The following is a 19586-nucleotide window of genomic DNA, read 5'->3' on the forward strand; positions in this document are numbered from 1 at the left end:
ATTAACTATCTTAATATTGATAGTATTACACTTTACATGTAATTATAAAATATTTACTTTAATCTATTATTCTTATTATATACGCCAAATTTAGTTTTGAAAACCTCTATACTAAGTGACATGCAACCATATGATTTTTTGAGATTTCCTTTAAAGCTGGCACTTCTATTTTACATATTTCCTTACAATAAGGACATCTTGTATAGAACTTACATCCAGATGGTGGGTTTGTTGGAGATGGAATATCTCTCTATGATACTACTACTAAACTTCAAGAACCTAGGTTAAAACATATTTTTGGTACAGATGAACTAGGAAGAGATTACTTTGCTAGAACACTTTATGGTGGACGAATTTCACTTAGTGTTGGTATCTTATCAATGCTTATTTCTATAGTATTTGGTACTGCTGTAGGTGTTATTAGTGGCTATATTGGTGGGAAACTAGACCAGTTCTTGATGAGATTAGTAGACATGCTTATGAGTATTCCAAGTTTTTTAGTTTTAATTGTATTAAATACTTATCTAGCTCCTAAGGCTTCTATAAAGAAACTATCACAGTTGCTGGTTCATTAAATATTGCAAATGCTATCTTAACTGAATCTGCACTTAGTTTTTTAGGACTTGGTATACAGTTACCTCTTGCATCATGGGGTAACATGCTTCAAGATGCTCAAAGACATATTTTTGATAAGTTATATTTAGCTGTATTTCCTGGCTTACTTATCTTCTTAACAGTTATGAGTTTAACTATAATAAGTAAAAAGTTCTCTAATAACACTTGATAATATCAATACTTTAAAATAAAAATACAAAATATTTTACAGTGAGTGTATAAATACACTCACTGCTTTTTATATATTTCAAAATAAAAATTTTATATGTTATAGAATTTAATGAAGTTATATATTAAGTAACTTTAATAACCTTCTAAATTATTTATATATTATATAAAATTTATTTTCCCTTAATTAATATGTAGTTGAAAAACTAATAGTTTATTGTAATTGAACTTAATTATTTTATCTATAATTTGTTATTAAAATAACAAATCATAGATTCTTTTTACTAAAGAAATCTATAATAAATTTAAATACATGTTCATCTACATGACTATAACGCTCTTTTTTAGGTCTACATAACACAACCTTCCATGTGATAGGGTCATTAAATGGTTTTTCTATAATTTGACTATTTTCAAAAAAATCGTGTACTGGTGATGGTAAAATAGTTATAAAGTCAGAGTTTGTAGTTGACAACAACAAGAAATCCCAAGAACCAGACATAATATACCTCTTAAGTTTAACTTTTTCATCAGTAAATTTTTGCATTAATTTATGATGTATCATAAATGTAGGATTAAATATTGCAAGCAGTTCTTCATTTAAATCATTCCAATCTATTTTATTTTTCTTTGCGAGATGATGATTTATATTTAAAAATGCTGTAAGTTCGTCTTCTTGAAGTACATGTTCTGTTACTACACTCCTATCAATTTTATGTGGATGTAAAAGAACTGCATAATCTAATTCCTGCAAAATAAGCATTCTACTTAAATCATATGCCCCCTTCTCTACTATATCAAATTCTATGTCTGGATTGTTTGCAACTAATTGTGCAACTACATCAGAAAAAGCTATTCCAAGTATAAGTGGTGGTATTCCTATTCTAACTTTCCCTTTAAACTGAACAGAATCTTCTCGCAAATCCTCCATCATATTTTTATATTCATTTATAATATTTTCTGCATTTACATAAAATCTTTCTCCTGCTGGAGTTAAGCCATTTAACCTGCCTTTATATCTCTCAAATAAATATACATTTTCATTTTCTTCAAAGGTTTTTATAATTTGACTTAAGGCTGGTTGAGATATGTGAAGAGTTTTTGATGCAATTGATAAATTAAAACCAGATTTCACTATTTCAACAAAATATTTTAACTGTTTTATATCCATTTCAAACCACCTTTCTTACAAGTATAGTTGATATTAATATTTTTTCTTATAAGAACATTTTATAAGAAAAGCGAAATAATTTCATTAATATTTTAACAAAATATTCCTATATATATATTCTAAATTTTTATCCTATAAATTTTCCTTATATGTTGTATAAAAAATTAGACTTAGACAAAACACATTTTTAGCCGTAATCTATAGTTAGAAAGAGGAAAACCTAAGGCATTAGGAATAAAAATAATTAAACTACTTAAAAACAAGCTTGTATTATAAGTAATTTATTATAGTGTTCTTCAAAGTTTTTTATTCAGAAAATTTCAAATAATCATTCAAGGAGGAACTATTAAACATGAAAGATGTAGTAATTGTATCAGCAGTAAGAACACCTATAGGAAACTTTGGTGGCGTATTTAAAAATACTTCTGCTGTTCAACTTGGAGTTGTAGCTGTTAAGGAAGCTATATCACGTATAAAACTTGATTTATCTGAGATAGATGAAGTGATAATTGGAAATGTTCTACAAGCAGGTCTTGGACAAAATGTTGCTAGGCAAATTGCCATAAACTCAGGTATACCGAGTTCTGTACCAAGTTACACAGTAAATAAATTATGTGGTTCAGGACTTAAAAGTATTCAACTAGCAGCTCAATCAATTATAGCTGGTGAAAATGATGTAGTAATTGCAGGTGGTACTGAAAATATGAGTCAATCACCTTACATTATTCCTACTGCTCGTTTTGGTAGTAAAATGGGCAATGTTACTATGGTAGATAGTATGCTAACAGATGGTCTTATAGATGCTTTCAATCAATATCATATGGGAATTACTGCCGAAAATGTTGCTGATAAATTTAGAATTACAAGGGAAATGCAAGATAAAATAGCACTAGAAAGCCAAAATAAAGCTGAAGAAGCTATAAAAAACAATCGTTTTAAAGACGAAATTGTTCCAGTAGAAGCTGCAATAAATCATAGAGAAATTAAAACTATTGATACAGACGAATATCCAAAATTAGGCATGACATCTGAAATACTATCCAAGCTTAAACCTGCCTTTAAAAAAGATGGTACTGTAACAGCTGGAAATGCATCAGGAATCAATGATGGTGCAGCAATGATGATACTAATGAGTCAACAAAAAGCAGATGAACTTGGGCTTAAGCCGCTTGCTACAATAAAATCATATGCATCATCTGGTGTAGAACCTGAAATAATGGGAACTGGTCCTATTCCTGCAACTAAAAAAGCACTAGAAAAAGTAGGTCTTAATATTAACGATATAGACTTGATAGAGGCGAATGAAGCATTTGCGGCACAAGCACTTGCAGTTAAAAATGAACTTCAAATAGATTCGTCTAAACTAAATGTAAATGGTGGTGCAATAGCACTAGGACATCCAATAGGAGCAAGTGGAGCTAGAGTACTTGTAACCCTTATTTATGAAATGCAAAAACGTAAAGTAGAAACTGGCCTTGCAACACTTTGTATTGGTGGTGGTCAAGGAATAGCAATGATAGTTTCACGATAGGAGGAAATATGAATAAAATAGTTAGCATTGATGAGGCTCTATCTCACATCAAAGATGGAGATACAGTAATGGTTGGTGGATTCATGGCCAATGGTTCCCCAGAAAATTTAATTGATTATTTATGTGATAAAGGTATAAAAGATTTAACATTAGTTTGTAATGATACTGGTTTTATTGACAAGGGTGTTGGAAAGATGGTTGTTAATAAGCAGTTCAAAAAGATAATTGCCTCTCACATAGGATTAAACAAAGAAACAGGAAGACAGATGAATGATAATGAAACATGTGTTGAATTAGTTCCTCAAGGAACTCTTGCTGAACAAATTCGTGCAGCTGGTTATGGCTTAGGTGGAATACTAACACCAACTGGCATTGGTACTCTTATAGAAGAAGGAAAGCAAAAGATTGTTGTCGATAGTAAAGAATATCTTCTTGAAAAACCAATTCATGCTGATGTTGCTCTTTTATTTGCTTCAAAGGTAGATAAAGCAGGTAACTTAGTTTACAAAGGTTCTATGAATAACTTTAATAATTTAATGGCTTCAGCTGCTAATATTACAATAGTCGAGGCAGGCAAAATTGTTGAAATAGGTGATATCGACCCAAATGAAGTTACTACACCAGGTATTTTTGTGAATTACATCGTTGAAGGAGGTAATTTATAATGGATAAATTAGAAATACAAGAATATATTGCAAACAGAGTCTCTAAGGAATTAAAGGATGGAGCTGTTGTAAACCTTGGTATAGGCTTACCAACCAAAGTAGCCAATTATATTCCAGATGAGGTAAACGTTATTTTACAATCTGAAAATGGATTTCTAGGTCTAGGACCAGCTGAAAGTGGAAATTCAAGTGATGAAACTATTGTAAATGCTGGTGGTCAGCCAGTTACTATCCTTCATGGAGGTTGTTTTTTCGATAGTGCCACTTCTTTTGGAATAATTAGAGGAGGTCATGTAGATATAACTGTTCTTGGAGCACTCCAAGTTGACAAATATGGTAACATAGCAAATTATATGATTCCAGGTAAAATGGTTCCTGGGATGGGTGGAGCTATGGATTTAGTAACTGGAGCAAAAAAAGTCATTGTAGCAATGGAACACACTTCAAAAGGTTCAGCAAAAATATTAAATAACTGTACTCTCCCACTTACTGCAACCAATGCTGTAGATTTAATTGTAACTGAGATGGGAGTTATAGAAGTAACTACAGATGGACTCCTTCTTATAGAAATAAATCCTATCTTCACATTAGACGAAGTTCTTTCTGCTACTGAAGCACCTTTAATATTGTCAGATTCATTAAATAAAGAGGCATCGATTATTTAAAATTAATCAAAATTACATCAGAAAATAAATTTAAAAGATGTAAAATATTAATACAAAAAATTAATATAAAAATAAAATTAAATTGGAGGAAATAAAAATGGTTAAAGAGAAAGTTGTATTCGTAACAGGAGCTGCAAGTGGAATAGGTAAACAAATAGCTGAATCATTCTTGAAGAATGGTTCTAAGGTAGTATTCTCTGATATAAATCAAGAAGCGCTAGATAAAGTTACATCAGAATTACAAAAAGAAGGTTATGATTGTGCAAATGTAAAGTGTGATGTAACTAAAGAAGAAGAAATTAACCATGCAATAGATAAAACTATAGAAAAATATGGAAGATTGGACATACTAATAAATAATGCTGGTCTTCAACATGTTGCTATGATAGAAGATTTCCCAACTGATAAATTTGAATTTATGATAAAAATAATGTTAACAGCACCTTTTATAGCTACTAAAAAAGTATTCCCTATAATGAAAAAACAAGGATTTGGTCGTATAATAAACATGGCTTCAATCAATGGTGTAATTGGATTTGCTGGTAAAGCTGCTTACAATTCAGCTAAACATGGACTTATAGGTCTAACAAAAGTTGCTGCACTTGAAGCTGCTGACTCAGGTATAACAGTTAATGCTATATGCCCTGGATATGTAGATACTCCACTTGTTAGAGGTCAATTTAATGACCTATCAAAAACTCGTAATGTACCACTAGAAAATGTATTAGAAGAAGTTCTATATCCACTTGTACCTCAAAAACGTCTACTAGATGTTCAAGAAATTGCTGATTATGCAATGTTCTTAGCTAGTGATAAGGCTAAAGGAATTACAGGACAAGCTTGCCTACTAGATGGAGGATATACTGCACAATAATTATTACATATTTAGGACTTGAGGAATTTATTCTTCAGGTCCTTCTACTAAGGAGGGATATTTATGAGTATTATCGCACCAATTGGTATAATTATTGGTATTATAGCTATTATATATTTTTCAGTTAAAGAAATTCATATAACTATAGCTGCTCCAATAGCAACTTTGATAGTTGTTCTCTTAAATAAAATGGATGTTGTGACATCAATGCTGGGTGCTGACAAAAATAATTATATGGGAGCACTTGGAAACTATATAATGAGTTACTTTGCAATATTCTTGTTAGGTTCTATACTTGCCAAGTTTATGGAGGAAAGTGGAGCTACTGTATCTATAGCTGATTTTATTCTAAATAAATTTGGTTCTAATCACCCTTATAGAGTTTTAGTGGCTATATTTATAGTAAGTTTTATATTAACATATGGTGGAATAAGTTTATTTGTAGTTATGTTTGCAGTTATTCCACTTGCAAGAACTCTATTTAAAAAACTTGATATTTCTTGGAATCTTATTCAGATACCTCTTTGGCTTGGAATTGCAACAATTACTATGACTATGATTCCTGGTACACCAGCTATTCAAAATGTTATTCCTATTCAGTACCTAAACACATCTCTTACTGCAGCAGCTATACCAAGTATTGCAGGAAGTATAGGTTGTGCTGTATTTGGTCTAGTATACATGAAATATACTTTAAACAAGAGTCTTAGGAAAGGAGAAACTTATGCAACTTACACTTCAGATGTAGAAGAAGAATCTTTAGATAGAGAGTTACCAGGATTTTTTGCAAGTATTTTTCCTCTATTGTCACTTGTAGTCATAGCAATATCTGGAAGCACTTTTGGTTCAGAGTTTATGAAAAAAAATGTAATTTACATAGCTTTAATAGTTGCAATTGTTTTATCTGCTTTTCTATTCCGTAAATTTTTATCATCAAAAATACAAACATTGAGTATTGGTGCTAGTGGTTCTATAGGACCTATTTTTGCAACATCTTCTGCTGTTGCATTTGGAGCTGTAATAATGGCTGCACCAGGCTTTGATATATTCAGTAAACTTATCATGTCAATACCAGGAAGTCCACTTATAAGTCTTACTGTTTTAACTTCAACAATGTCAGCAATAACAGGCTCCTCTTCTGGGGCTTTGGGAATAGTAATGCCGAACTTTGCAGATTATTATCTAAGTACTGGTATGAACCCAGAGTTAATCCATCGTGTTGCTACAATTGCTTCAAATATATTAACAATAGTACCTCAAAGCGGTGTGTTTCTTACATTCTTGAGTTTATCTAAATTAACACATAAAACTGGTTTTAAAGAAACTTTTATTGTGGTTGCAGTTGGTTCATTAATAGCAGAAATCATTGTAATTACATTAGGATTACTAATGTATTAAACTAAATCAAACTACAATTTATTATATAAAAAGTCATCTATTTATGATAGATGACTTTTCTATTTTCAAGAATCTAATTAAAGATACTTTTTTTACTGATTTTCAAAGTATATATTAAATAAATATCACTAACTATAAAAAAAATTTACCACAACCAGAATTTTACATCATAGAATTATTATAAAAACACTATTTCTTCTAAAGCAGTTATTCCATACTATGCAGATTAATGATGAAAATTATCAAACATCATAAAATATACCTATTTATTCCAGGTATATTTTATTTACATATCTTTACAGTAAAAAAACACTTGATTCTATGTTAGTATAAATGCACGGGTACCCCCTACACTAAAGGTTACAATTTAGTAACATTTTTAGAATTTTTAGATTGAGAGGTGTTTATAATGAGAAAAAATATACCAACAAAATTAAAAACTATACTAGCTTTAGGAGTGTTAACCTTAGCAACAGCTTCCAGTGCTGTTACTGCAAGTGCTTCGTCACTTGAAAATAATATGAATATAAGTAATAAAAATTTAGTATATACTAATGCTAAATTTAAGTTTTCAGCAAAACCAAATTGTTCTGTAAAACCAGAACTTAAACCTGACAAAGATAATTCTTGTAAAGATAAAAATCACAATGACAAGAATTGTAATATTACTAACAAGCCTAATGGCAACAATAACTCAGGTTCTACTAATAAACCTGAGGATAATAATAACTCAGACTCTACTAAGCCTGAAGATAATGACAATTCAGGTTCTACTAATAAGCCTGAAGATAGTAATAAACCTGAGGACAACAACAATTCAGACTCTAATAATAAGCCTGAAGACAATAATAACTCAGAATCTAATAAACCTGAGGACAACAACAATTCAGACTCTAATAATAAGCCTGAAGATAATAATAACTCAGAATCTAATAAACCTGAAGATAATAACAATTCAGGCTCTACAACTGGAAATTTTTCAGCTTACCAAAAAGAAGTTGTTGATTTAGTAAATGTAGAGAGATCTAAAGCTGGATTAAATCCACTTACTCTTGATGCTGATGTATCAAATGTCGCTACAAAAAAATCTCAAGATATGATTGACAACAACTACTTTGCACATAATTCTCCAACTTATGGTTCTCCATTTGACATGTTGAAAAAGTTTGGGATAAGCTATAAAACAGCTGGTGAAAATATAGCAATGGGACAAAAAACACCAAAAGAAGTTGTAAATGCTTGGATGAATTCTGAAGGTCATAGAAAAAATATATTAAATCCAAATTACAGTAAAATAGGTGTTGGAGTAGCACAAAAAAGTGGTGGTTCAATTTACTGGACACAAATCTTTGTAGGATAAAATACTCTTTTTCTATATATACAAAAAGAGTATCTCAAGATGATTTTTAAAAATCTTAAATGGGATACTCTTTTGTATCTATACTATTATATAGTGTTTTATCTTTAATATATTTTTTATACTAAATATAGATTCTTTTAAAATGATAGATTCAAAGCTAAATCACAAAAATGAATACTTATATTTGAATATAAAATATAAATTCCTATATTATAAATATTATTTAATAATTAAATAATTTAAAAATCCCTTATAAAAAAATTAAACCTTCCTTTTGGTGCCATTAGACTTCTTTCTAAAATCAAACTTAATGCTTCTAATTTGCGTTTTTTCTCCTCTTTATTCCAATAAAAAATACCTGGGTCAAGTAAAAAAGTAAAAACAGATAAAATTATCTCTGATACTTCTAAAGTATATTCACATTTAAATATGCCTTCTTCCACTCCTTGTTGAAATAGTTCTGCAACAATAGTAGAAAGTGAAGTAAGTATTTCTGCAAGAGATTTTTCATGGATTGAAGCATTAAATTGTTGATGAAGATATTCATCAATTGAAGATTCAACTGTTGATGTTATATAACTTTGAAATAATAACATCAGTTTTGAAAAATTATGTGGTCTATACTAGTAATTGTATATTATAGATTAGCAAAAAAAGAAGAAAAAGACATGATAAATGAATTTGGAAACAATTATATTATTTATCGCAACAAAACAGGTATATTTCTTCCTAAAATACTCCTAAAAAACATAGACAATATACCGAAACAAAATCTTAATTCTCACAGTTTGATATAAATAAAAAAGGGATACTATTTTTTAATAGTATCCCTAATTATTATCAAATCATATCTTAAATAAGCATTATAATATTTTAATTATTATTCAGCTAATTTTTTATATCCTTCGTATCTTTCTTTAGCATCAGCTTCAGCTTTTGCAAATAATCCATCAGCTTCTTCTGGGAATTGTTTAGCTATAGCAGAGTATCTTACTTGTGCAAGTATGAAATCTCTGAAGCTTGCAGTTGGTTCCTTAGAATCTAAAGTGAATGGGTTTTTACCTTCAGCTTTTACTTCTGGATTGAATCTGTATAAATGCCAGTATCCGCAAGCAACAGCTTGTGCTTCGTTAGCTACAGTTCTTCCCATACCTTCTTTTAATCCATGGTTTATACATGGAGCGTAAGCTATTATTAAAGATGGTCCATCATGTTTTTCAGCTTCTAGAACAGCTTTGATAAATTGGTTTTTATCAGCACCCATAGCAACTTGAGCTACATATACGTTTCCGTAAGTCATAGCCATCATACCTAGGTCTTTCTTTCTAGATTGTTTACCTGCTGCAGCAAATTTAGCCATAGCAGCAGCTGGAGTAGCTTTAGAAGCTTGACCTCCTGTATTTGAATATACTTCTGTATCAAATACAAGTACATTTACATTTTCGCCAGATGCAAGAACATGGTCTAATCCACCGTAACCGATGTCATATGCCCAACCGTCTCCACCTAGTATCCATTGAGATCTCTTAACTAGATAATCTTTTCTATCTCTTATAGCTTTTACTAATTCTTTAGCTTTTTCATCTGTGCAATCACAAGCTGGTTTTTCTAATAATTCAACAACTTTAGCACTTGCTACTTTAGATGCTTCTCCATCATTTCTAGAATCTAACCATTCTGTAAATACTGCTTTAGCATCTTCACAGATATCCATAGAAACTAATTCTGTCATAGCATCTACTATTTTTCCTCTTATTTGTTTAACAGCTGTGTACATACCAAATCCGTATTCAGCATTGTCTTCAAATAAAGAGTTTGCCCAAGATGGACCTTTGCCTTCATGGTTACAAGTATAAGGAGTTGAAGGTGCAGAAGCTCCCCATATAGAAGAACATCCAGTAGCATTAGATATCATCATTCTATCTCCATATAATTGTGTAACTAACTTGATGTATGCAGTTTCTCCACATCCAGCACATGCTCCTGAGAATTCCATTAATGGTTGTCTAAATTGACTTCCTTTAACAGTGTTTGCAGGCATAACATCAACTTTTGGAGCTACCTCTTCAGGATTTACTGCAAATGCCCAGTTATCTAACTCTGTATCAAGTTGAGTATCTATTGGTTTCATAACTAAAGCTTTTTCTTTAGCTGGACATATGTCAGCACAGTTTCCACATCCTGTACAATCTAGTGGACTAACTTGGATTCTATATTTTAATCCTTCTAATCCTTTACCTAATGCTTTTTTAGCTTCAAATCCTTTTGGAGCATTAGCTAATTCTTCTTCTGTAACTAAAACTGGTCTTATACATGCATGAGGGCATATAAAAGAACATTGGTTACATTGGATACAGTTATCCATTACCCACTCAGGAACATCAACAGCTATACCACGTTTTTCATAAGCTGAAGTACCACAAGGGAATGTTCCATCTTCTATACCATTGAATGTACTTACTGGTAAGTTATTACCTTCTTGTGCAGTCATTGGTCTTAATATATTTCTTATAAATTCTGGTTCTTTAACTTCTTCTTTATCTGCATCAACAGCATTTGCCCAAGAAGCTGGAACTTCAACTTTAACTAAAGCATTTATTCCTGCATCAACAGCAGCATAGTTCATGTTAACTATCTTTTCACCTTTTTTACCATAAGCTTTAACTATAGAATCTTTTAAGTATTTAACAGCATCTTCTTCTGGTATTATTTCAGCTAATTTAAAGAATGCAGATTGCATTATCATGTTTATTCTATTTCCAAGACCTATTTCTTGTCCTAGTTTAACAGCATTAACTGTATAGAATTTTATATCATTTTTAGCTATATATTGTTTCATATGAGCTGGTAAGTTTTCTTCAATTCCTGCTTGGTCCCATATAGTGTTAAGTACAAATGTACCACCTTTTTTAAGACCTTTTAATAAATCATATTGATAAACATATGATTGTTTATGACAGGCAATATAGTCAGCCTCATCTATTAAATAAGTAGCTCTTATTGGAGTATCACCAAATCTTAAGTGAGACATAGTTATACCACCAGATTTTTTAGAGTCATAATCAAAGTAAGCTTGAGCATATTTTTCAGTGTGGTCACCGATTATTTTTATAGCTTGTTTGTTAGCTCCAACAGTACCGTCAGAACCTAATCCCCAGAACTTACATCTTATAGTTCCTTTAGAAGCTATTTTAATTGATTCAGATGGAGCTAAAGAAGTATTAGTTACATCATCAACTATACCTACTGTAAATCCATTCTTAGGTTGTTCTGAAACTAAGTTATCAAAAACAGTTTTTATATCTGAAGGAGTAGTATCTTTTGAACCTAATCCGTATCTTCCACCTATTATCATAGGAGCATTTTCTTTTCCATAGAATACATCACGTACATCTAAGTATAATGGTTCACCAGTTGAACCTGGCTCTTTAGTTCTATCAAGTACACATATTCTTTCAACAGTAGATGGCACAGCATCTAAGAAATGTTTCATTGAGAATGGTCTATATAAATGAACTTTAACTAAACCATATTTTTCTCCCTTAGCATTTAAGTAATCTATAGTTTCTTCTATTGTTTCTGTTACAGAACCCATAGCAATTAATATAGATTTAGCATCTTCTGCTCCATAGTAATCAAATAAACTATGTTTTCTACCTGTTAAATCACTCATTTTTTCCATGTATTTTTCAACTATACCTACTATATTTTGATAGTATTTGTTAGAAGCTTCTCTAGTTTGGAAATATATATCTGGGTTTTGAGCAGTACCACGAGTAACTGGGTGATTTGGAGATAAAGCATTATCTCTAAATGCTTGAACTGCTTCAAAGTTTAATAAACTTGCATAATCTTCATTTTCTAATAATTCCACTTTTTGGATTTCATGTGAAGTTCTGAATCCATCAAAGAAATGTATAAATGGTAATTTACCTTCTATTGCAGCTAAATGTGCAACAGGTGCTATATCAGCTACTTCTTGAACTGAACCAGAAGCTAATAATACACATCCAGTTTGTCTAGCAGCCATAACGTCTTGATGATCCCCAAATATTGATAAAGCTTGAGATGCTAAAGCACGAGCACTTACATGGAATACTCCTGGTAATAACTCCCCTGCAACTTTATACATGTTAGGTATCATTAATAATAAACCTTGAGATGCTGTAAAAGTAGAAGTTAAAGCTCCACCTTGTAAAGAACCGTGGAATGCTCCTGCTGCTCCTGCTTCTGATTGCATTTCAACAACATTAACTTTTTGTCCAAATATATTTTTTCTTCCTTGTGACGCCCATTCATCAACTACTTCAGCCATAGTTGAAGATGGTGTGATTGGGTATATAGCTGCTACATCTGTAAATGCATAGGCAACGTGAGCTGCAGCTGTATTCCCATCAAGTGTTTTCATAAACTTAGCCATAATATGTATCCTCCTTGATAGCTACAATTGTACTTGTTTATAACAAGTCTATTTTTTTATATTTACATATAATTTACACAACAAAAATATAAACACACATAGTCGCGCAAATACTCTATCTTCTAATATAATACTACAGATTTGATAAAATTCCTTTGAAAATTGTAAATTAATTACATATTTAAGTAGATTTTTTTTTAAATTAAATATGTTAAGTTTTTTTCATAATTTTGTATACAATATATAATAAATTAAGTTAGATTTTTCAAACTTTTTTATCTATTTGCATATATTGGTATTAGGAGTAAAAGAGCCTTCTTTATCATATATAAATTTTATATATCTAATTTTACCATATTATATCATATTTTTGTAAGTTTTTATTATAATTTTCATAATACCCCTTTATATTATAAATTAATCTGATAGATTAAATTTATAATATAGAAATTTATTACATTAAAAAATATGCTAGTAAATAAAATATTCACTAGCATAAATTTCATACATAAAACTAATCAACTATTAATTCTACTAAATCTCCATTTTTAACACCTGCTGCATTTCCTTCTTCCATGTCAACATGCATTTCTAAATTAAAGCTATCACTAGCTCTTACTAATACATTTTCAAATACTAATGCTCTTGGTCCAGATGTTTTAACTTTTACTATTTGTTTATCAGTTACACCAAATTTAGCAGCATCTTCATTGCTCATATGTATATGTCTAGAAGCAACTATAACTCCTTCTTTCATTTCAACTTCTCCAGCTGGTCCTACTAATTTAACACCAGGAGTTCCAGCTATATCACCAGATTCTTTTATTGGAGCTTTTACTCCTAATGGGAATCCATCTGCTAAAGAAATCTCAACTTGAGTTTGAGGTCTAGCTGGTCCTAAAACTCTAACTCCTTTTAGAGTCCCCTTTGGACCGACTAAATCAACTTTTTCTTCACAGGCAAATTGTCCCGGTTGAGATAATGGTTTAAATTTAGTTAATTCATGACCTGCTCCAAATAATACGTCTATATCAGCTTGACTCAAATGAACATGTTTATTAGATAATGCTATTGGTAATTTCATTGAAATTCCCTCCTTTAATTATTTTTAAATTATTGCAATACAATTATACATAATATTACTTACAAAATCAAATTATATTGAATCAATATAAACTTTTAGACTCTTCGACAGAGTGTCTTTAAACTCTTGATTATCTGTGTAAGGTATATTATCTGTATTGTTTAAATATATATTGTGTAAAAGTTTAGTATTTATACTCTTAAAGAAAAAGTCCATAACTATTTGCCCACCTTTAAATTGTGAATCATAAGGTTTACTACCTCCTACTGCAATGTACATACCTATACGCTTTTTATTCCTATCAATTGAAGGCTTATTTAATATATACTTACTCGCATAGATAGCTTGAGTTCTATCAACAACAGTTTTTACTTTAGCTGATATTGAATCAAAATGTACAGGACTTATTACTATAGTTCCTTTTGATTTATCAAACATTTTATATAAAGGTTTCATATCATCATTAAATTTGCAATACCCTGTCTTATTACAAAACCCACATGCTGTACAATATTCAATATACATATCATATATATTGAATATTTTACTACTAAGTCCACTCTCTTCTAATTTAAGTTTTATTTCATTTGCTATAAAACTACAGTTTCTATTATTTCTCGGACTTCCATTTATTATTATAATTTCTGGACTTTCAAGTTCTATTTTATTATTTAAATCCATAATCAATCTACCTATCCTTTAACATAACAATTAAAATATCATCATCATAATTATCTTTTGATGAAAAGTTTCTTAAATCTAATTTTAAATTTTCTACTATCAACTGGTGATTTAATCTAAAATTTTCTTTTAAAAAGTTTTCTAATCTATCTATACCATATTCTTCTTTTGATTTATTTTTTATTTCTAAAATTCCATCAGTATACATACATACCATTGCATAATCTTCCATTGAAAGAGTATTGTTTTCATATGTTGCATCTTCCATTACCCCAATAGGTATTCCCTTTTTACAATTTAAGTTAGTTTCTATTGTTCCATCTTTTTTTACAACTACAGGGCTATAGTGTCCTGCATTAGATACTGTAATCATATTTTCTTTAATATCTATAAGTCCAATCAAACAAGTTGTAAATACTCCCATCTTGTCAAATTCATCATATAACATACTATTTAAATTTGTCATTATTTCTTGTGGTGTCTTATACTGATTACATAACACTTTAAAAGCACCTTTTATCATTGCAACAACATAATTTGAAACCATTCCATGACCCATTACATCAGCAACAATATAAACTATGTGTTCAGAATCTACCTTTGTAGCATAGTAAAAATCTCCACCTACTACTCTTGCTGGTTTATGATAAAAATAAAGTTCTTTTTCATCATTACAATCCATTTTACCTTTGTCCATAATAAGTTGTTGCTGTTTATTTAATACATTTAACTCATTCTCAAGAACCTTGTGCTTTACTTCTTTTTCATTGTGCTCATATAACTGCATACCAACCAAAACCTGTTTAGATAATATACTAAGAATATTTAAATCATCACTAGTGTAGTTTTTGCTGTTTGCACAAACAATGCATCCTATAGTCTCATTTTTATCTTGGAGTTTGTAATATATATAACTTTCCAAGTTTATCCCTTTTTGTGAACATGGTTTTAAATTATTTAAATATCCTCCTAAGGATTCTTTATTTACAAACTTGTCTAACATAGGATATAAATTTGTTTTCTTCTTATGCTCTGTATTATAACAGCTAAATATCTTATCTTTATTATCATGACCTGTTATAATTATCAAAGCTTCTTTACTATTAGTGATATTACACGCCTGTTTACTTAAGTTTTCTAAAAATCCATCTATACTTTTATTGAGATATAATTTTTTAGTAGCTTCATTTATAGCACTTATTGAACCTCTTAATTTATCAACCAAAATTTGTACATTATTATTTTTATTAGTTATTTCTATTGATAAACTTAAGAGAGATGCAACAGAAGATATAAAGTCTATATCTTGTTCTGTTAGAAAATCTTCTTCTGTCAAAAAGCAAGTCATAAATCCAACTACTTCATTATTTATGATAAAAGGAAAAACTATTCTACCAATGTAACCTTCAGATTTTGCTAAATCTCGTTCCCCTTCTGCTCTAGAATCTTCAAATACATTTTTTACATATATTATCTTTTTCTCATTTACAGCTTCATGGATATATTCTGGATATGTGTCAAAATCAATTTTTGCACCTTTAAGACTATTGATTGGAAAAATTTGAGGTACATATTCTAAAGTTTGTGAACATACTAAATAGGCATATTTAGAATCATTTTTATAAAATAGATTTACACATGCCTTTGTAGGGTGAACAACCTCTAACATTTTTTCTATTATTTTATCTTTTATATTAAAAAAATCTGTAGATTCAGTCACCATAGCAGATATTTCCACTAAATTCTTCATTTTATAATTGCCATTAGTCATACTCAATTTCTCCCCCTATATATTAAACTATTTATTAGTATTTTAACATACATTCTTTATAGTAAAAACAAAAACAACGACAAAACTAAGAACTAATATCAAGTTAAATCCTGTCAATATTCCTATAAGAAGTAATGTAATCAATGCATTTAGACCTGTTCTTCCCTTTTCATCCATAAAAGTTATCTTAGAGATGTCGATATTATTTTTTACATTGTTTATATGTTCCTTCACTTGTTCTTCCATATTTCTCTTATAAAGAATGTATACCACTCCAACTAAAAATACTCCTATACCTAATATCCAATTTAGATTAAATGCTACAATAAGCAGTATTGAACCAAAAACTAACTTTAAAAGTTTAAAAAACACACTGTCTATCTTTAAAGTTATATTTCTGATTTCTTTACATTCATCCCTTAATGAATATCCACTTGAATCTAAGTTATTAATCTTTGTTTTTACAATTTCAGAATAAAAAAGTTTTATTATCCCATTTAACATTTTCATCACTCCTAAATATTTTACATATATTTGTAAGTTTTACAATTATAATATTTTTTATACTTGGTAATAATAAAAAATAACAAATATTTTATAATTTAGTATTTATTGTAAATAAATTATTAAAACTTTATAGACTAAGTATAAACTTTTCAAAATAAATATTCTTACAATTAAAAGGAAGTGTTTTTGTGCAAATAGAACAACTCGATTTAGAAACAAGAAATAAAATATACTGCTATACAAAAAAAATTCTTAGAAAATACCAAAAAGGTATTATATCTGGAAAATTAACAGCAGATAAATTTGCAGATAATATATTATCTCAAGATTTTATAAATAGTATACTTGATGAAAAAATAATAAGTGAATATGAATTTAAGTTATCTTATATAGACTATATTGAAACTTTAATAAAAATACAAAATGAAAATTTGTCTAATTCAAGAAAAAAATCTACTAAGTCTATAAAAAGTTTTAATATCACTCAAATAATTCAATTGAAAAATTTATTACATGATACTGGTTATAATCTATCAATTCCATACAAGTACCTGACTCCTAAGGATATAGAAGGTATTATTACACTTATCAATACTGGGTCTATTGAACTTGGAAATGAGAGAATATATAATTATATATCAAAAGCATAATAAAATAAATTTATTATAAAAAGGCAATTTATTTAATATAAAATCTATTTTTTTATATTAAACAAATTGCCTTTTTAATTTTTATTTCTATATGATATTATCCAAGAGCTTTTTCTAATTTAGATAAGTGTTGTATTGGATAATATTTTAATAGTTCTTTAAACTGTTCTACTGATAATCCTTCTGTTGTCGTATATATTCTTATTTTTTCATCTAAATCACTATTAATAAATTTATTTTTTAAATCTTCAAAGTTTACACTACTCATTTTACATCACTCCTTATGTAATATATTCATTTGTACTATTTTATCCAGATTTCTAAAATTTATTACATAAAAATATCGACATATAAAACTTAATAAAAAAAAGCTATCTCAATTTAGAAATTACTTTCTATATTTGAGATAGCTCTAGCTATAACAATAGCCTAATAGTTATAAATAATTATTTATTAACTATCTGTTGTTTTTTCCAGCCATTTGTTGTTCAGCCATTTCAACTAATTTTTTAGTCATGTATCCACCTACATAACCATTTTCTCTTGCAGTAAGGTTTCCTTTATCAACTTGTTGATAATTACTCATACCAAGTTCATTAGCTATTTCTAATTTCATTTGGTTTAAAGCTTCTTTTGCTCCTGGTACTACTGTTTTGTTGTTGTTATTGTTACTTGCCATGTTGATTACCTTCCTTCTGTTTAATTTATTTTGTGTTGCTGATAATATTATGTGATTTTAAACATTTTTAATTCAGGTAATTTTTAGCAATTAAAACCTGCCAAATATCCAGTCGAAAAAGCTATTTGCAAATTAAATCCTCCTGTGTATGCATCTATATCTATTACTTCACCAGCAAAAAATAAACCTTCTATCAATTTTGATTCCATTGTACTTGAGTTTATCTCATTCACTTTTACTCCACCAGAAGTTATTATGGCTTCGTCAATAGGTCTATATCTTTTTACTGTAAATTTCAAATTTTTTAGTAAATGAACTAAATTTTTTCTTTCTTCTCTAGAAACTTGATGAACAACTGTATCTGGAGAAATCTCACTTAAATTTATTATTATAGGTATAAGTTTTTTAGGAAGCAAGTCATCCAATGCTTTTTCAAATTTTTTATTTGTATGTTTTTGAAAATCTTTTTGAACTCTTTTATCTAATTTTTCTTCATCTAATGCAGGTTTTAAATCCAACAGTATAGTATAATTTTCTTTAGTTGTATCTTTCATCCTACAGCTTGCAGACTTTATTATAGGTCCATCTAAACCAAATTTAGTAAATTCAAGTTCTCCAAAATCATTATACACTTTCTTTTTTTTACTATTAAACACTCTTATCTCAACATTTCTTAATGATAATTTTTCTAAATCTTTTACAAAACCTTCTTGAACTTCCATACCAATCAAAGATGGTTTTGTATCTACAATAGTATGACCCTGCGAAATAGCAAATTTATATCCATCACCAGTAGAACCAGTAAGTGGATAACTTAATCCACCCGTTGCTATTATGACAGAATCACACTTGATTTCTTTTTTATTGTTTAGAACTACTTTTTCAATTTTATTATTTTTAGATATTATTTTTTCTACCTTAGAGTTTAATAATATATTTACTTTTTTGCTTCTTACTTGTTTTTCAAGAGCTTTTACAACATCAAACGCTTTATCGCTTTCTGGAAAAACTCTTTTTCCTCTTTCTGTTTTAGTTTTTACTCCAAGATTATTAAACATACTTATTACATCATCATTTGTAAAAGTGTAAAAAGCACTATATAAGAATTTACCATTTGTAGGAACATTTTCTATTAATTCTTCTATATCACAATCATTAGTTATATTGCATCTACCTTTTCCTGTTATTGCAAGCTTCTTGCCTAACTTATGATTTTTTTCAATTAAAGTTACATCAAACCCTCTTTTAGATGCAGTTGAGGCTGCTATCATCCCTGCTGGTCCACCGCCTATTACTACTATTTTCTTCAAATAATCACTCTTTTCTACCCTTAAATTTTCTTAAAAT

18 protein-coding genes and 1 pseudogene are annotated in these 19586 nt (G+C 29.1%); 8 read left to right on the forward strand and 11 right to left on the reverse strand.

The features are described 5' to 3' along the window. Window positions 1-106: 106 nt before the first annotated feature. Window positions 107-247, reverse strand: a pseudogene (locus IC758_RS14485) (oligopeptide/dipeptide ABC transporter ATP-binding protein); the annotation flags it as partial. Window positions 248-380: 133 nt separating this feature from the next. Here IC758_RS14485 and IC758_RS14490 point away from each other — a divergent pair. Continuing rightward, entirely contained in the window at window positions 381-575 is a 195-nt protein-coding gene (locus tag IC758_RS14490) for an ABC transporter permease subunit (protein WP_227432395.1), read from the forward strand. A gap of 476 nt (window positions 576-1051) precedes the next feature. Here the strand turns inward: IC758_RS14490 and IC758_RS14495 are convergent, their stop codons facing one another. Then, the gene (locus tag IC758_RS14495) at window positions 1052-1954 is read right to left on the reverse strand and encodes a LysR family transcriptional regulator (RefSeq protein ID WP_227432394.1); all 903 of its coding nucleotides are present in this window, start codon (window positions 1952-1954) and stop codon (window positions 1052-1054) included. A gap of 352 nt (window positions 1955-2306) precedes the next feature. Between IC758_RS14495 and IC758_RS14500 the strand changes: the two genes are divergently transcribed. From IC758_RS14500 to IC758_RS14525, 6 genes are all read left to right on the forward strand, one after another. Further along, window positions 2307-3485, forward strand: coding sequence for an acetyl-CoA C-acetyltransferase (locus tag IC758_RS14500; RefSeq protein ID WP_227432393.1), 1179 nt, complete (start codon window positions 2307-2309; stop codon window positions 3483-3485). A gap of 8 nt (window positions 3486-3493) precedes the next feature. Next, entirely contained in the window at window positions 3494-4150 is a 657-nt protein-coding gene (locus IC758_RS14505; RefSeq protein ID WP_227432392.1) for a CoA transferase subunit A, read from the forward strand. After that, window positions 4150-4815 carry a 3-oxoacid CoA-transferase subunit B gene (locus IC758_RS14510; RefSeq protein WP_227432391.1) on the forward strand — a complete coding sequence of 222 codons (666 nt, stop codon included), beginning with the start codon at window positions 4150-4152 and terminating at the stop codon, window positions 4813-4815. Before IC758_RS14505 ends, IC758_RS14510 begins: the two co-directional genes overlap by 1 nt. Window positions 4816-4912: 97 nt before the next feature. Further along, entirely contained in the window at window positions 4913-5689 is a 777-nt protein-coding gene (locus IC758_RS14515; RefSeq protein WP_227432390.1) for a 3-hydroxybutyrate dehydrogenase, read from the forward strand. A 63-nt stretch (window positions 5690-5752) separates the two neighbouring features. Continuing rightward, window positions 5753-7087 carry a GntP family permease gene (locus IC758_RS14520; RefSeq protein WP_227432389.1) on the forward strand — a complete coding sequence of 445 codons (1335 nt, stop codon included), beginning with the start codon at window positions 5753-5755 and terminating at the stop codon, window positions 7085-7087. Between the two features lie 409 nt (window positions 7088-7496). Next, window positions 7497-8447, forward strand: a complete 951-nt coding sequence (locus IC758_RS14525) for a CAP domain-containing protein (RefSeq protein ID WP_227432388.1) — start codon at window positions 7497-7499, stop codon at window positions 8445-8447. Window positions 8448-8686: 239 nt separating this feature from the next. On the opposite strand, the gene IC758_RS14530 is transcribed toward IC758_RS14525, so the two are convergent. The 6 genes from IC758_RS14530 to IC758_RS14555 all read right to left on the reverse strand — a co-directional run bounded on the left by IC758_RS14530 (window position 8687) and on the right by IC758_RS14555 (window position 16907). After that, the gene (locus tag IC758_RS14530; RefSeq protein WP_227432387.1) at window positions 8687-9043 is read right to left on the reverse strand and encodes a hypothetical protein; all 357 of its coding nucleotides are present in this window, start codon (window positions 9041-9043) and stop codon (window positions 8687-8689) included. A 284-nt stretch (window positions 9044-9327) separates the two neighbouring features. Next, complete coding sequence (nifJ, locus tag IC758_RS14535) at window positions 9328-12867, reverse strand: pyruvate:ferredoxin (flavodoxin) oxidoreductase (protein WP_227432386.1); 3540 nt, start codon at window positions 12865-12867, stop codon at window positions 9328-9330. A gap of 514 nt (window positions 12868-13381) precedes the next feature. Beyond that, entirely contained in the window at window positions 13382-13951 is a 570-nt protein-coding gene (pduL, locus tag IC758_RS14540; RefSeq protein WP_227432385.1) for a phosphate propanoyltransferase, read from the reverse strand. Window positions 13952-14023: 72 nt separating this feature from the next. Continuing rightward, a complete protein-coding gene (locus IC758_RS14545; RefSeq protein ID WP_227432384.1) occupies window positions 14024-14632 on the reverse strand; it encodes a flavodoxin family protein in 609 nt (202 codons plus the stop codon). Window positions 14633-14639: 7 nt separating this feature from the next. Then, the gene (locus IC758_RS14550; RefSeq protein WP_227432383.1) at window positions 14640-16403 is read right to left on the reverse strand and encodes a GAF domain-containing SpoIIE family protein phosphatase; all 1764 of its coding nucleotides are present in this window, start codon (window positions 16401-16403) and stop codon (window positions 14640-14642) included. 42 nt (window positions 16404-16445) lie between these two features. After that, on the reverse strand, window positions 16446-16907 hold the full coding sequence (locus tag IC758_RS14555; RefSeq protein WP_227432382.1) for a hypothetical protein: 462 nt from the start codon (window positions 16905-16907) through the stop codon (window positions 16446-16448). Window positions 16908-17098: 191 nt separating this feature from the next. On the opposite strand from IC758_RS14555, the gene IC758_RS14560 reads away from it, so the two are divergent. Beyond that, on the forward strand, window positions 17099-17560 hold the full coding sequence (locus IC758_RS14560; protein ID WP_227432381.1) for a hypothetical protein: 462 nt from the start codon (window positions 17099-17101) through the stop codon (window positions 17558-17560). 97 nt (window positions 17561-17657) lie between these two features. On the opposite strand, the gene IC758_RS14565 is transcribed toward IC758_RS14560, so the two are convergent. From IC758_RS14565 to IC758_RS14575, 3 genes are all read right to left on the reverse strand, one after another. Further along, window positions 17658-17828, reverse strand: coding sequence for a hypothetical protein (locus IC758_RS14565; RefSeq protein WP_003416012.1), 171 nt, complete (start codon window positions 17826-17828; stop codon window positions 17658-17660). 189 nt (window positions 17829-18017) lie between these two features. Beyond that, window positions 18018-18239: an alpha/beta-type small acid-soluble spore protein gene (locus IC758_RS14570; protein WP_227432380.1), complete on the reverse strand. Its 222-nt coding sequence runs from the start codon at window positions 18237-18239 to the stop codon at window positions 18018-18020. Between the two features lie 83 nt (window positions 18240-18322). Beyond that, complete coding sequence (locus IC758_RS14575; RefSeq protein WP_227835289.1) at window positions 18323-19549, reverse strand: NAD(P)/FAD-dependent oxidoreductase; 1227 nt, start codon at window positions 19547-19549, stop codon at window positions 18323-18325. Window positions 19550-19586: the final 37 nt, after the last annotated feature.

This window comes from Clostridioides sp. ES-W-0016-02, from assembly GCF_020641035.1.
Classification (GTDB): Bacteria; Bacillota; Clostridia; order Peptostreptococcales; family Peptostreptococcaceae; genus Clostridioides.